At 69.5% G+C, this 12,932-nt stretch carries 16 protein-coding genes and 2 pseudogenes; 13 read left to right on the plus strand and 5 right to left on the minus strand.

The genetic code is table 11. The features are described 5' to 3' along the window. Window positions 1-48: 48 nt before the first annotated feature. A complete protein-coding gene (locus tag L324_RS10255; RefSeq protein WP_037306003.1) occupies window positions 49-990 on the plus strand; it encodes a D-2-hydroxyacid dehydrogenase family protein in 942 nt (313 codons plus the stop codon). On the opposite strand, the gene L324_RS10260 is transcribed toward L324_RS10255, so the two are convergent. The 4 genes from L324_RS10260 to L324_RS10275 are packed head-to-tail and all read right to left on the minus strand — an operon-like array spanning window position 980 to window position 4,211. After that, complete coding sequence (locus L324_RS10260; RefSeq protein ID WP_037306004.1) at window positions 980-1,804, minus strand: serine hydrolase domain-containing protein; 825 nt, start codon at window positions 1,802-1,804, stop codon at window positions 980-982. The genes L324_RS10255 and L324_RS10260 overlap by 11 nt on opposite strands. Window positions 1,805-1,863: 59 nt before the next feature. After that, a complete protein-coding gene (locus L324_RS10265) occupies window positions 1,864-2,130 on the minus strand; it encodes an HPr family phosphocarrier protein (RefSeq protein ID WP_037306006.1) in 267 nt (88 codons plus the stop codon). Window positions 2,131-2,169: 39 nt separating this feature from the next. Continuing rightward, complete coding sequence (locus tag L324_RS10270) at window positions 2,170-3,426, minus strand: PTS transporter subunit EIIC (RefSeq protein WP_037306007.1); 1,257 nt, start codon at window positions 3,424-3,426, stop codon at window positions 2,170-2,172. Next, a complete protein-coding gene (locus L324_RS10275; RefSeq protein ID WP_037306027.1) occupies window positions 3,423-4,211 on the minus strand; it encodes a GntR family transcriptional regulator in 789 nt (262 codons plus the stop codon). Before L324_RS10275 ends, L324_RS10270 begins: the two co-directional genes overlap by 4 nt. A 225-nt stretch (window positions 4,212-4,436) precedes the next feature. On the opposite strand from L324_RS10275, the pseudogene L324_RS10280 reads away from it, so the two are divergent. Beyond that, a pseudogene (locus L324_RS10280) lies at window positions 4,437-4,682 on the plus strand (PTS sugar transporter subunit IIB); the annotation flags it as partial. After that, a complete protein-coding gene (locus L324_RS10285) occupies window positions 4,679-5,134 on the plus strand; it encodes a PTS sugar transporter subunit IIA (RefSeq protein ID WP_037306011.1) in 456 nt (151 codons plus the stop codon). The pseudogene L324_RS10280 and the gene L324_RS10285, both read left to right, overlap by 4 nt. A gap of 171 nt (window positions 5,135-5,305) precedes the next feature. Here L324_RS10285 and L324_RS10290 read toward each other — a convergent pair whose 3' ends face one another. After that, the gene (locus L324_RS10290; RefSeq protein WP_037306029.1) at window positions 5,306-5,746 is read right to left on the minus strand and encodes a QcrA and Rieske domain-containing protein; all 441 of its coding nucleotides are present in this window, start codon (window positions 5,744-5,746) and stop codon (window positions 5,306-5,308) included. Between the two features lie 131 nt (window positions 5,747-5,877). On the opposite strand from L324_RS10290, the gene L324_RS10295 reads away from it, so the two are divergent. The 10 genes and pseudogenes from L324_RS10295 to L324_RS10340 form a co-directional block, all read left to right on the plus strand. After that, on the plus strand, window positions 5,878-6,246 hold the full coding sequence (locus L324_RS10295) for a hypothetical protein (RefSeq protein ID WP_037306012.1): 369 nt from the start codon (window positions 5,878-5,880) through the stop codon (window positions 6,244-6,246). Beyond that, window positions 6,243-6,755, plus strand: coding sequence for a sigma-70 family RNA polymerase sigma factor (locus L324_RS10300; protein WP_081736282.1), 513 nt, complete (start codon window positions 6,243-6,245; stop codon window positions 6,753-6,755). Before L324_RS10295 ends, L324_RS10300 begins: the two co-directional genes overlap by 4 nt. Next, window positions 6,752-7,381, plus strand: coding sequence for an anti-sigma factor family protein (locus L324_RS10305; RefSeq protein ID WP_037306013.1), 630 nt, complete (start codon window positions 6,752-6,754; stop codon window positions 7,379-7,381). The genes L324_RS10300 and L324_RS10305 overlap by 4 nt, the downstream gene beginning before the upstream one ends. Before the next feature lie 625 nt (window positions 7,382-8,006). Further along, on the plus strand, window positions 8,007-8,618 hold the full coding sequence (locus L324_RS10310; protein ID WP_037306015.1) for a prepilin peptidase: 612 nt from the start codon (window positions 8,007-8,009) through the stop codon (window positions 8,616-8,618). 47 nt (window positions 8,619-8,665) lie between these two features. Beyond that, on the plus strand, window positions 8,666-9,853 hold the full coding sequence (gene aroC, locus L324_RS10315; RefSeq protein WP_037306016.1) for a chorismate synthase: 1,188 nt from the start codon (window positions 8,666-8,668) through the stop codon (window positions 9,851-9,853). Beyond that, window positions 9,850-10,374 (plus strand): shikimate kinase, encoded by a 525-nt coding sequence (locus tag L324_RS10320; protein WP_081736283.1) that lies wholly within the window; start codon window positions 9,850-9,852, stop codon window positions 10,372-10,374. Before aroC ends, L324_RS10320 begins: the two co-directional genes overlap by 4 nt. Continuing rightward, complete coding sequence (locus L324_RS10325) at window positions 10,371-10,793, plus strand: hypothetical protein (protein ID WP_037306017.1); 423 nt, start codon at window positions 10,371-10,373, stop codon at window positions 10,791-10,793. The genes L324_RS10320 and L324_RS10325 overlap by 4 nt, the downstream gene beginning before the upstream one ends. Window positions 10,794-10,801: 8 nt before the next feature. Continuing rightward, complete coding sequence (gene aroB, locus L324_RS10330) at window positions 10,802-11,911, plus strand: 3-dehydroquinate synthase (RefSeq protein ID WP_037306019.1); 1,110 nt, start codon at window positions 10,802-10,804, stop codon at window positions 11,909-11,911. Continuing rightward, entirely contained in the window at window positions 11,908-12,339 is a 432-nt protein-coding gene (aroQ, locus tag L324_RS10335; RefSeq protein ID WP_037306021.1) for a type II 3-dehydroquinate dehydratase, read from the plus strand. Before aroB ends, aroQ begins: the two co-directional genes overlap by 4 nt. Next, window positions 12,336-12,875: pseudogene (locus L324_RS10340) on the plus strand (GNAT family N-acetyltransferase); the annotation flags it as partial. The gene aroQ and the pseudogene L324_RS10340, both read left to right, overlap by 4 nt. Between the last annotated feature and the right edge of the window lie 57 nt (window positions 12,876-12,932).

Raw genomic sequence — 12,932 nt, forward strand, 5'->3', positions numbered from 1 at the left:
GGTGGCCTCCCCAGGCATGGCTTCGCCGCCGACTCTAGCCTGGAGTCCATGAAGATCGCGATTCTCGACGACTACCAGGAAGTGGCGCTCGGATTCGGGGACTGGGCCTCCCTCGGCGCCGAGATCGAGGTGTTCACGAAGCCGTTCGCGGATCCCGCGGACGTGGTGGCCCGCCTCCGTGACTTCGACGTCGTGGTCGCGATGCGCGAGCGCACCCGCTTCCCCGCCGAGGTCCTCGATCGCCTGCCCGCGCTCAAGCTGCTGGTGAGCACCGGCCACCGCAACGCCGCGATCGACGTCGCCGCCGCCCGCCGCAACGGCGTGGTCGTCTCCTCCACCGGCTACATCGCTGCCCCGGCGGCCGAGCACACCTGGGCGCTGATCCTCGCCGCGGCGAGGAACATCCCGGTGGAGTCGCGGAACATGCGCGAGGGCGGCTGGCAGACCACGGTCGGCACGATCCTGCACGGCAAGACCCTGGGGCTGCTCGGGCTCGGCAGGCTCGGCGCGGGCGCGGCGAGGATCGGCAAGGCGTTCGGCATGGAGACCATCGCCTGGAGCCAGAACCTGACCCAGGACAAGGCCGATCCCCACGGCGTGACGGCGGTGTCCAAGGAGGAACTGTTCGCCCGTGCGGACGTGCTGTCGGTCCACCTGGTGCTCAGCGACCGCACCCGCGGCCTCGTCGGCGCGCCCGAACTCGCCGCCATGAAACCGACGGCGATGCTCGTCAACACCTCGCGCGGTCCGATCGTGGACGAAGCCGCGCTGGTGGACTCCTTGCGCCGCAAGGAGATCGCCGTCGCCGCACTGGATGTCTACGACGTCGAGCCGCTGCCGTCGGACCATCCACTGCGGACACTGGACAACGTCGTGCTCACGCCGCATATCGGCTACGTCACCCGCGAGGCGTACGAGATCTTCTACCGCGACGCGGTCGAGGACATCGCGGCGTTCCAGGCGGGTAGTCCGGTCCGCGTCATGGAGTGAGCTTGCCCAGTTCGGCGAGGACGGCGTCGGTGTAGGGCGGCCACACCTCGGCCGCCCACGGGCCGAACGCGCGGTCGGTGAGCGCGACGCAGGCGGCGCCGGCGTCGGGATCGACCCACAGGAAGGTGCCGGACTGCCCGAAGTGACCGAAGGTCCGCGGCGAACTCGACGAACCGGTCCAATGTGGACTCTTGTGGTCGCGGATCTCGAAGCCGAGGCCCCAGTCGTTCGGCTTCTGGTGGCCGAAGCCGGGCAGGACACCGGAAAGTCCAGGGAAGACCACGGAAGTCGCCTCCCGCACCGTTTCGGCGGCGATCAGCTTCGGTGCCTGCAGTTCGGCGGCGAACGCCATCAGGTCGTCCACAGTGGACTCCGCACCCGAGGCGGGGGAGCCGGTCAGCCGGGTCGCCTTCATGCCCAGCGGCTGGAAAAGCGCCTCCGCCTGGTAATCGGCGAAGGGGATGCCGGAATGCTCGGTGAGCGCGTCGGCGAGCTGCTCGAACCCGGCGTTGGAGTACAGGCGCCGGTTGCCGGGTGCGGCCATCGCCTTGTGCTCGTTGAAGGCCAGGCCCGAGGTGTGCGCCAGCAGATGCCGGATCGTGGAACCCTCCGGGCCGGCGGGGGTGTCGAGTTCGACGACACCCTCTTCGATGGCGATCAGCGCCGCGTAGGCCGTCAACGGCTTGGTCACCGACGCCAGCCGGTACACCTTCGTCGTGTCGCCGTGCGTGCCCAGCACGTCACCGGCGGCGGTCACCACGGCCGTGGCGGCGTTGTCCACCGGCCACTGTTCGATCTCGCGCACGCTCTCCATGCCCACACCCTACGAAGCCCGGGCCGGTCGGGGCGGCCCGGGCTTCGCAGGGGAGGGGATCAGGCGTCGAGGTCGGTCGCCACCAGCTCGGCGATGGCGTCGACGGCCGCCTCGGCACCTTCACCCTCGGCACTGATGATGACCTCGTCGCCGTAGCCGGCGGCGAGCGTCATCAGGTTCAGCACACTGCCGGCCGCGACCGGGTCGCCGCCCGCCTTGGCGATGTTCACCGCGACGGGCTGCGCCGCGGCCGCCTTGGCGACCGTCGCCGCGGGCCTGGCGTGCAGGCCCACCTTGCTGGCCACGGTGACGCGTTTCTCCGGCATGTTCTTTCCCTTTCGTGCCTTTGTTCTTCTGTGCTGAAACTACTTGATGGGCTTGGCCGCGGTGGCTTCGAGATCGGCCTCGATCGCGTCCTCTTCGCGGCCCGGGGTCCGCAGGTTCCACTTCGTGATCACGAAACGGAAGATCACGTAGTAGACGACCGCGTAGGCCAGGCCGATCGGGATGAGCAGCCAGACGTTGTCGCTCGCCGCCGGCTGGTTGAAGTTGAGCCCGAAGTCGATCGCGCCGGCGGAGAAGCCGAAGCCGAGGTGGATGTCGAGCGCGTTCACCAGTGCCAGCGACGTACCGGTCAGGACGGCGTGGACCAGGTACAGCGGCCACGCGACGTACATGAACGAGAACTCGATCGGCTCGGTGATCCCGGTCAGGAACGAGGTCAGCGCACCGGCGATCATCACACCGCCGACGATCTTCTTCTGGCTGGGCTTCGCGGTCTGCCAGATCGCCAGCGCCGCGGCGGGGATGGCGAACATGAAGATCGGGAAGAAGCCGGTCATGAAGGTGCCGCGGGTCGGGTCGCCCTCGAAGAACTTCGTGAGGTCACCACCGTCGAAGATGAACCACACCGGCACGTTCAGCAGCTGGTGCAGACCGACCGGGATCAGCAATCGGTTGAGCACACCGTAGATACCGCCACCGACCACCGGCGCGCCGGTGACCGCTTCGCCCACCGCCTGGATGCCGTCGTTGACCCAGTGGAAGACCAGGCCCAGCGGCACCGCGAGGACCATCAGCGTCAGGGCGGTGATGATCGGCACGAACCGGCGGCCGCCGAAGAAGGCCAGGTACGGCGGCAGCTTGATGCGGTAGAACTTCTGCCACAGCAGCGCGGTGACGAGACCGACGATCACACCGGCCAGTACGCTGTAGGGCCACTTGAGCGGGTTGAGCATCAGGCCAGCGGGCTTCTCGGGATCCCAGCCCGGCAGCTCGGAGAACGGTGCGAAGACCTGCAGGACGCTGGTGAACACGAAGAAGCCGACCACTGCGGCCAGCCCGGTCGCGCCGTCGCTCTTCCGGGCGAAACCGACGGCGATACCCACCGCGAACAGGAGCGGCAGCCAGTTGAACAGCGAGTTGCCCGCCGCGCCGAGAACCTCGGCCACTTTGGTCCAGCCGAGCCCTTTCTCGCCGAGCAGGTCGGGCTGGCCGAACCTGTTGAGGAGGGCGGCGGCGGGAAGAGCGGCGATGGGGAGCATGAGGCTGCGGCCGAAGCGCTGAAGCCCGGCCAGTCCCTTGCCCTTGCTCTTCGCCCCCTCCGCGGTGGTGGAGCTCATCGGGTACCTCCGTAGTGAGGATGGTGACCGGAATCCGGGGTGTTCCGGTCAAGCTGCATGGTGACCTGGTAGTGATCGCCCCGGTACCAGGAAGTCATGTCTTCGATCGGTTCCCCGTTGACGCTGGAGACCCGGCGGAAGACAAGAAGCGGACTGCCGGCGCGCATGCCGAGCAGGCGTGCCGTTTCGCGGTCCGCGGATTCGGCCCAGACCGTCTGCCACGCGTGGTCCGGGCGCAGGTCGTACGACTGGGCGAGTTGGACGTACAACGATCGGGTGAGATCGAGGTCGAGCAGACCGGGCATCCGGCCGGCGTGATACCACCCGCGTTCGACCGCCAGCGGCACCCCGTCGGCCCGGCGGAGCCGAACGATCCGGTGTGCCGGGGTTCCGGCGGCCAGGCCGAGAGCGTGCGCCGAGGGGGCGGGCGGGACCTCGGTGGAGGTCTTGACGACCTCCGTGGTCGGCGTCATCCCGCGACGGCGCATGTCCTCGGTGAAGGACATCAGGTAGAGCTGTAGTTCCATCCGCCTCGCGGCGGTGAACGTCCCCTTGCCCCGCACCCGCGACAAGAGTCCTTCTTCGACCAGCTTGCCGATCGCCGACCGGACCGTGAGCCTCGACACCTGGTAGGTCTCGGCGAGGTCACGTTCCGAAGGAATCGGTGAGCCGGGGGGTAGCTCACGCTCCACCGTGCGGCGCAGAATCTCCCGCAGCTGGGCGTGCTTGGGCGTCGGTCCGTTGATCACACGGTCGGACGGCGGCTGCTGCGCCGAAGCGCTCATGACGGTCACCGTCCTTTCGGGCCGGTCGATTCGGGTAACCCGTACTCGCGTCTGGACCGGAAGATTGGTACGTTCCGGTCTAGACCAATGATCCGATGGGGCAGGATGCTCCGTCGCACGAGCGGGTGTCAACCACCGTTACGCGTTCGTGGCCAGGGATCACGTGCGAGTCGGCGAACGGCGTAGTACAGCTGGTTCGCATGTGGGAAACCGACAGGGAACAGGGAGACCGCGATGGCGGATGACAGGGCGGAAAAGATCCTCGCGGGCCTCGGCGGTGCCGAGAACGTCATCGAGGTCGAGGGGTGCATCACCCGGCTCCGCTGTGAGCTCGAAGACATGAGCCTGCTCGACGAAGCGGCACTGAAGGCCGCCGGCGCGATGGGCGTCGTGCGCATGGGCGCGGGTGTGCAGGTGATCGTCGGGCCCGAGGCGGACACGATCGCCAGTGACATCGAGGATCTGTTGTGAGCCTCGAGATCCTGAGCCCGGTCGCCGGCAAGACGACCGCTATGACCGAAGTGCCCGATCCGGTCTTCGCGGACGCGATGGTCGGCCCCGGCCTAGCGGTCCTGCCCTCGGGCGGGCGTCAGGACGCGGTCGCGCCGGTCGACGGGACGATCGTGACCCTGCACCCGCACGCTTTCGTGGTGGCCACCGAGGACGGCCGCGGCGTGCTGGTCCACCTCGGGATCGACACGGTGAAGCAGAAGGGCGAGGGATTCACCCTCCACGTCGTCAAGGGCGAGTCCGTCCGCGCCGGGCAGCCGGTCGTCGGCTGGGATCCCGACGCGGTCAAGGCCGCCGGCTACTCGCCGATCGTGCCCGTCGTGGCGCTGGACGCGAAGGCCGAAGTCCTTTCAGGACTGCTCACCGGCGGAGACGTCGAGGCGGGCGACCCGATCTTCACCTGGGACAGCTGAATTCCACGCTCGGCCTACGGACGTCGCAATTAGTCGACTACTTGCGACGGCCCGCACGGAGCCTTCTCAATCTGGTCGGGGCTGAAGGGCGCTTTCCCCGCATCGCATGCGGGGAAAGCGCCCTTCGCCGCGTTAGATGAGGGGAAAGGGCCCTTCAGCCGCCGGTACCGGTCACGCCGTCACGACCTGCCCGTTCGCGACCTTGACCGCGATCGAGGGCAGCGGCTGGTCCGCCGGTCCCTTTTTGACGGCACCGGTCGCCGCGTCGAAGATCGAGTTGTGGCAAGGACACTTCAGTTCCGCGCCGGCCGGGACGACCGCGCAGCCCTGGTGCGTGCAGATCGCGCTGAACGCGGCCGCGGTGCCCTCGGCGGTCCTGGTGACGATCACGTCCTTGCCGTCGGCCGTCTTGGCCGCCTTCGCCTGGCCGATCTCGATGTCGGAAAGCGCGGTCAGGGTCTCGCCCGGTGCCGCGGCGGGCGGGGCGGCGGCCGAGCCGGACGACGGGGTTTCGCTTCCGCAGGCCGTGAGGGCCACGGCACCGACGGCCGCGCCGGCGACGGCGGCCCCCGTGGTCAGGACGGTGCGGCGGGAGTGCAGTTCGGCAGTCATGCCCATAGACACGGTTCAAGCACCCATCCGGTTCAATTTCACCGACCATCGGGTGCGGGATTGAACCGAGAGCCCCTCTTTTCCGTGTTCAAGGGCATAGGGGAACCGAACACGCGAAAAGAGATACGGACATGATCCGGTGGTTGTTGCGGGCGGTGGTGGCGGCGGGCCTGCTCGGCTCGGCGTGGGTGCATTACGTCGTCTGGCGGGATTGGGCGGCCGAAACGGACGTGGTCGGGCAACTCTTCCTGGTGAACGTGGTGGCCGGGGTGGTCATCGCGGTCGCCGTCCTGGTCTGGCACCACTGGCTGCCCGTGCTGGCGGCGATCGGCTTCGGACTGGCCACACTGGGTGCGTACGTGCTCTCGCTGACGACAGGGTTCTTCGGCGTCAGCGAGCAGTTCACCACCCAAGCCGAACTGTGGGGCGTGATCACCGAAGTCGCCTGTGTGGTGTTCGCCGTCCCTTTGCTCCTCAACCGCGAAGGCGCGGATCGGTGAAGGAATTCGCGGAGGACCGGCTGATGCGGGCTCTGCACGACGAGCACGCCGCGGCGCTGTGGTCCTACGCACTGCATCTGACCAGCGGTGACCGGGTCCGCGCCGAGGACGTCGTCCAGGAGACGCTGTTGCGGGCCTGGCGCAACGCGAAGGTGCTCGACCAGTCCGAGGGGTCGGCGCGGGGCTGGCTGTTCACCGTGGCCAGACGCATAGCCATCGACGACTGGCGCGCTTCCACGGCACATCCGGAGGTGGTGACCGGCGAACCGCCCGAAACGGCGGTCACGGACGGCACCGAACGGGCGGTTCAAGGCTGGCTGGTCGCCGAAGCCCTCGGCGAACTCTCGCCGAGACATCGCGACGTACTCGTTTTGTGTTATTTCCAGGGTTACTCCATCGCGGACGCGGCGAAGCGGCTGGGTGTGGCCGAAGGGACCGTCAAATCGCGGACGCATTACGCCTTGCGGGCGTTGCGGCTGGTATTGGAGGAAAGAGGGGTGACTCAATGACCGACCCCTTCGCCACTTACGACGCGGCCTACGTGCTCGGGGCGTTGTCCCCGGAAGACCGCTCCGCGTACGAGAAACACCTTCGCGGGTGTGACCGGTGCGCGGCGTCCGTACGCGACCTGGCGGGGATTCCCGGCCTGCTCGCGCAAGCCGGTGCCCCGGCGCTGCTGGAGGACGAACCGGCGCCCTCGCCGGAACTGCTCCCGACCGTGCTCAAACGGGTCCGCCGGGGAAGGCGGATCCAGCGGGCGATCACCACCACCGCGGCCGGGGTCGCCGTCGCGGCCAGTGTCACGCTCGCGGTCGTCCTGACCGGGCCGGTCGCGGCGGGTGGCGATCCGATGACCCCGCTCGGCGACTACCCGGTGACCGCCGAGGTCGCCATGTCCGCCACGGACACCGGCACCAAAGTGGACATGACCTGCAGTTACGGCGGCAACCGCACCGGGGACTACATCCTGGTCGCGGTCGACGCGGGCGGCGGCACCAGCGAACTGGCGTCCTGGCGCGCGATGCCCAAGGACACCGCGCACATCGTGGTCGGCACCGCGATGCGCACCGGCGACATCAAGGCGCTGGAGATCCGCACGCCCTCGGGTCTCCCGCTGCTGCGGATGAACCCCTGATCCCGGTGTCATGACAGGCATTCGGCGCCGGACGCGAGGTGGATTGGCGGTAGGTGCGAAAAATTTCAGCCTCCCCGGAAGCCGCGCGGATCAGCGGTGGGCCGGTTGTCTCGTGAGTGGTAATGACGGTTAGAACCGTCATTACCACTCACGAGACGACAGGGTCTGGCCGCGTCTTGGTGTCCGTGGTGGAGCTGATGTCGGCGAGCGGGGAGGATCGCGGCCGTTGGTCGTCCGGAATCTTCCCCGCTTGATGTTTCCGCCGGGGGTTCGAGGGGGCGTGGACGAGAGTATGTCGTGACGATGAAGGAATCGGGACGTTGAGTGTCCAGATTCCTTCATCGTCGATCCCGATATCCGCTTGTGCGAGCCCAAAGCGCTGGAATTGAGCTGGCCCAGCCTCGTGAGTGGCAATGGTGGTTAGAACCGTCATTACCACTCACGAGCCACGGGTGACGCGAGCCTGGAGTAGTGGGGGCCTTCGCCTCCCATAGCGCATTTAGTCGGCTGAACGCGTTTAGTGGGCTGAACGCGCCGGCCGCCGACCTGCCGGAAGTGCGTGAAAGTCCCTGTCAAGAAAAGAAGTTCTTGCCTCAGCGCACCACTCAGGCGGACTCTTGATCTTGTGTTCATGCCGATCGCCTTCGCGGTGGCGGGCGCCGCATCGGCGCTCGTCACCCACTCCTGCCTCCGCCGTGCGGGAGCCCCGGTCCCGGTGTGGACGGCCGCGCTCACGGCGGCCCTGCTCGTCGCGGTCTGCCTCCGTGGGCAGGACGGGGCGTGGCCGGTCTGGTGGCTGGCCGTTCCCGCCCTACTGACCGTCTTCGCGGTCCCGCTGGCGGTCGCCGACCTCAAGTACCGCCGCCTGCCCGACATCCTGACCCTGCCCGCGTACCCCGTGCTGGCCTTCGCCCTGGCGATCGCCGCGTACGGGGGAGGAGCGGCCCTCGCCTGGCGGGCCGTGCTGGGCGGGCTGCTCTTCGGCGGCGCGCACGCACTCGTCCACGCGCTGTCACCCCGTTCGCTCGGCGCCGGCGACGTGAAGCTCGCCGGGAGCCTCGGAGCGGTCCTCGCCGCGACGGGCTGGCCGTCGGTCGTGCTCGGCGCGGTCGCCGCGGCGCTACTGAGCGTGGCACTCGCGGTGGGCGGGCCCCGGCATCCCACGGTGCCGCACGGGCCCGGCCTCCTGGTCGCGGCGTGGGCGCTCGCCGTCTTCGCCGGACCTGGTCCGGGATAGCCCGGCCTGTCCTGGGACGGAGAGGAGGCTGTGACAGGATCTGTCAGGTGTTGCGCTGGATAACCGCAGGGGAATCGCACGGACCCGCCCTCGCCGCCATCCTGGAAGGGATGCCCGCCGGGGTCGAGGTCACGACCGCCGAGGTGGGCGAGCAGCTCGCGCGAAGGAGGCTCGGTTTCGGCCGCAGCCCCCGGATGGGCTTCGAGACCGACCACGTCGTGTTCACCGGCGGGGTCCGGCACGGGCTCACGCAGGGTGGCCCCGTCGCCGTCCAGATCGAGAACGCCGAGTGGCCGAAGTGGGAGAAGGTCATGTCGGCCGATCCCGTGCCCGCCGAGGAGCTGGAGGGCTTGGCGCGCAACGAGCCGCTGACCCGGCCCCGGCCCGGCCACGCCGACCTGCCCGGGATGCAGAAGTACGGCTTCCCCGAAGCCCGTCCGGTGCTGGAACGCGCGAGTGCCCGCGAGACCGCGTCCCGTACCGCGCTCGGCACGGTCGCCCGTGCGTACCTCAAGCAGCTGCTCGGGGTCGAGATCCTCAGCCACGTCGTGTCGATCGGCGGCGCCTCGGCGCCGGAAGGCCCACTCCCCGTGCCGTCCGATCTGGCCGCGATCGACGAGAGCCCGGTCCGGGCGTTCGGCCAGGAGGGGACCGACGCCATGGTCGCCGAGGTCGACGCCGTGCGGAAGGCGGGTGACACCGTCGGCGGCGTCATCGAGGTGATCGCCTACGGGCTGCCGCCGGGCCTCGGCTCGCACGTCCACTGGGACCGCAGGCTCGACGCCCGCCTCGCCGGCGCGCTCATGGGCGTGCAGGCGATGAAGGGCGTGGAGGTCGGCGACGGCTTCACCACGGCCACGCGCTGGGGCAGCCAGGCCCACGACGAGATCGACCGCGGCACCGGCCCGGTCGGGGTGACCCGCCGGTCCAACCGCGCGGGCGGGCTCGAAGGCGGCATCACCAACGGCGAGCCGCTGCGCGTGCGCGTCGCCATGAAGCCGATCTCGACCGTCCCCAAAGCACTGTCCACTGTGGATGTCACCACCGGCGAACCCGCGGTCGCCATCCACCAGCGTTCCGACGTCTGCGCGGTACCCCGCGCCGGGGTCGTGCTGGAATCGGTGGTCGCGCTGATCCTCGCCGACGCCGCGCTGGAGAAGTTCGGCGGCGACTCGCTGGCCGAGGGCAAGCGCAACGCCGAGGCATACCTGAAGGCGCTCGAGGAGCGCTGGTGACCCCTCGCGCGGTGATCATCGGACCGCCGGGCTCGGGCAAGAGCACGGTCGGCCCGGCGCTCGCCGCCGCACTCGGCCTGGCCTTCCGCGACAGCGACGACGACATCGTCGCCCGGGCGGGCAAGCCCATCACCGACATCTTCGCCGAGGAGGGCGAGCCCGCCTTCCGCGCGCTGGAGGAGGAGGTCGTCGCCACGGCGCTGGCCGAACACGACGGCGTCCTCTCCCTCGGCGGGGGAGCGCCGATCACGCCGGGCACGCGGGAGCGGCTGGCCGGGCACACCGTGGTCTTCCTCAACGTCGGGATGGCCGCGGGTGTCCAGCGCGCCGGGCTCTCGACCGCGCGCCCGCTGCTGGCCGGGGTGAACCCCCGCGCCACCTACAAGGCGCTTCTCGACGCCCGCCTGCCGGTGTACCGCGAAGTGGCCACGATAGAGATCGAGACCGACCACCGTACGCCCGCCGAGGTCGTCGAGGCCGCCGTCGCCGGGCTGACCGAGAACAGCAAGGAACGAGCATGAAGCGCACCACCGCCGGCGCCCTCCTCGCCGTCGTGGCCCTCACCCTGACCGCGTGCGGAGACGAGAAGCAGCCCGCCGGTGCCGACGTCGTCCAGACCGGCGCGGCGTCCAGCGCGGCTCCCGCCTCCGCCACGCCGGAGGCGGACGTCGCCGCCGACGTCAAGGTCACCAAGTGCGACAGCGACAGCTACACCCCGAAGGTCACCATCGAGGTCACCAACAGCACGGGCGAGGACGCGCGCTACGCCGTCACCATCGCGATCAAGGACGCCGAGGGCAAGGACTCCGGGGAAGCGCTGTTCGCCAAGAACCGCATGACGCCGGGCCAGAAGGTGACCGAAGAGATCCCGGGCGACACCCCGGTCAAGGGCAAGATCACCTGCGAGGTCGCCAGGGCCAAGCGGCTTCCGCCGAAGTGAGGGACACGATGACCGAGCCGGTCCGCATCACCGTCAACACCGCCAAGCCGTACGACGTCGTCATCGGCCGGGGCCTGCTGGGTGAACTCACCGAGCAGCTCGCCGACGCGTCCAAGGTCGCGCTGATCCACCCGCCGACGCTCACGACCACCGCCGAGGCCATCCGCGACGAGCTGGCCGCGGCCGGGATCGACGCGCACCGCGTCGAGATCCCCGACGCCGAGGACGGCAAGGCGCTCACCGTCGCCAGCTTCTGCTGGGAGGTGCTCGGCCGGATCGGGCTGGACCGCCAAGGCGTGGTCGTCGGCCTCGGCGGCGGCGCCGTGACCGATCTCGCCGGTTTCGTCGCCGCGACCTGGATGCGCGGTGTACGCCTGGTCAACGTGCCCACCACGCTGCTGGGCATGGTCGACGCCGCCGTCGGCGGGAAGACCGGCATCAACACCGAGGCGGGCAAGAACCTGGTCGGCGTCTTCCACGAGCCGAGCGCGGTCCTCGTCGACCTCGCGACGCTGGAGACGTTGCCGCCCAACGAACTCGTCGCCGGGATGGCCGAGGTCGTCAAGACCGGGTTCATCGCGGATCCGCGCATCCTCGAACTCGTCGAGCAGGATCCGGCCGCCGCGCTGGACACCACCGGTGAGGTCCTCGGCGAACTGGTCCGCCGCTCGATCCAGGTCAAGGCCGACGTCGTCGCCGCGGATCTGCGCGAGTCGGATCTGCGCGAGATCCTCAACTACGGCCACACGCTCGGACACGCCATCGAACGCCGCGAAAAGTACCGGTGGCGTCATGGCGCCGCGGTGAGCGTCGGACTGGTGTTCGCCGCCGAGCTCGCGCGCCTGGCCGGCCGTCTCGACGACGCCACCGCCGATCGCCACGCCGCCGTCCTCAAGCTGCTGGGCCTGCCGACCACTTACGACCCGGACGCGCTCCCGCACCTGCTGGAAACGATGAAGGGCGACAAGAAGACCCGCTCGGGTGTGCTGCGCTTCGTCGTCCTCGACGGGCTCGCCAAGCCCGGCAGGCTGGAAGGCCCCGACCCGTCGCTGCTCGCGGCGGCGTACTCGGTGGTGGCGGGCGAGGCACCCAAGCCCGGCGGGAGTGTGCTGCTGTGAAGGTGCTGGTCCTCAACGGCCCCAACCTCGGCAGGCTCGGTCTGCGTGAACCGGGGGTCTACGGTTCCGCGACCCACGCCGACCTGGTCACGTCCTGCGTCGACACCGGCAAGGAACTCGGGCTCGACGTCGAGGTCCGCCAGACCGACCACGAGGGCGAGATGGTCGGCTGGTTGCACGAGGCCGCCGACGCGGACTGGCCGGTGGTGCTCAACGCCGCCGCGTGGACGCACTACTCGATCGCGGTTCGCGACGCCGCCGCCCAGCTCAAGGCGCCGCTGATCGAACTGCACATCTCCAACGTGCACCGGCGCGAGCAGTTCCGGCACCACAGCGTGCTGTCGGACATCGCCACCGCGGTCATCGCCGGGCTCGGCGTCGACGGCTATCCGCTCGCCCTGCGCTGGATGGCCGCGAACGCGGTATGAACAATCCGCCGGAGCTGGTCACCGCGCGGCTTCGGCTGCGGGCGCTGACCGAAGCCGACACCGAAGCGATCGTCGCGCTCTTCGCCGACCCGGCGATGAGCGCGCATTTCGCGGTACCGCTCACCGATCCGTCCCGGGTCCGCGCCATGGTGGACCGGCGCCTGTCCTACGACGGCCCCGCGGGGATGGGGCATTGGGTGATCGAGCGGGACGGCGAGGTGATCGGCCTCGCCCATCTGCGGCCGTCGGAGGAACTGCCCGGCCGGGTTCCGGAGATCGGCTACTACCTCTCGCGGGCGCACGGCGGGAAGGGCCTGGCGACCGAGGCGGCGGGCGCGCTGCTGGCGCACGGGCTCACCGGGCTCGGCTTGTCATCGGTGTGGGCACTGGTCGGCGAGTCCAATGTGGCCAGTCAGAATCTGGTGCGGCGCTTGGGTTTCCTCGACGTCGGCGGCGGCGATCACTATGGCAGCGGGCCGCACCGCGTCTTCGTCGCGCTGCCGTCGGAACACGGCAAACCGCACCACATCGCAATGCCGCTAAGTTAAGCGTGGTGTGATCAGGATCTTCGGTGGGACGTCGTAGCGCTGCTC

The organism is Amycolatopsis orientalis DSM 40040 = KCTC 9412, assembly GCF_000478275.1.
In the GTDB taxonomy this organism is placed as follows: Bacteria; Actinomycetota; Actinomycetes; order Mycobacteriales; family Pseudonocardiaceae; genus Amycolatopsis; species Amycolatopsis orientalis.

Excerpts from the sequence above, each read along its gene's own strand:
- L324_RS10255 (WP_037306003.1), top strand. The coding sequence starts at position 49 with ATGAAGATCGCGATTCTCGACGACTACCAGGAAGTGGCGCTCGGATTC.
- L324_RS10260 (WP_037306004.1), bottom strand. The coding sequence starts at position 1,804 with ATGGAGAGCGTGCGCGAGATCGAACAGTGGCCGGTGGACAACGCCGCC.
- L324_RS10265 (WP_037306006.1), bottom strand. The coding sequence starts at position 2,130 with ATGCCGGAGAAACGCGTCACCGTGGCCAGCAAGGTGGGCCTGCACGCC.
- L324_RS10270 (WP_037306007.1), bottom strand. The coding sequence starts at position 3,426 with ATGAGCTCCACCACCGCGGAGGGGGCGAAGAGCAAGGGCAAGGGACTG.
- L324_RS10275 (WP_037306027.1), bottom strand. The coding sequence starts at position 4,211 with ATGAGCGCTTCGGCGCAGCAGCCGCCGTCCGACCGTGTGATCAACGGA.
- L324_RS10290 (WP_037306029.1), bottom strand. The coding sequence starts at position 5,746 with ATGACTGCCGAACTGCACTCCCGCCGCACCGTCCTGACCACGGGGGCC.
- L324_RS10295 (WP_037306012.1), top strand. The coding sequence starts at position 5,878 with ATGATCCGGTGGTTGTTGCGGGCGGTGGTGGCGGCGGGCCTGCTCGGC.
- L324_RS10305 (WP_037306013.1), top strand. The coding sequence starts at position 6,752 with ATGACCGACCCCTTCGCCACTTACGACGCGGCCTACGTGCTCGGGGCG.
- L324_RS10325 (WP_037306017.1), top strand. The coding sequence starts at position 10,371 with ATGAAGCGCACCACCGCCGGCGCCCTCCTCGCCGTCGTGGCCCTCACC.
- aroB (WP_037306019.1), top strand. The coding sequence starts at position 10,802 with ATGACCGAGCCGGTCCGCATCACCGTCAACACCGCCAAGCCGTACGAC.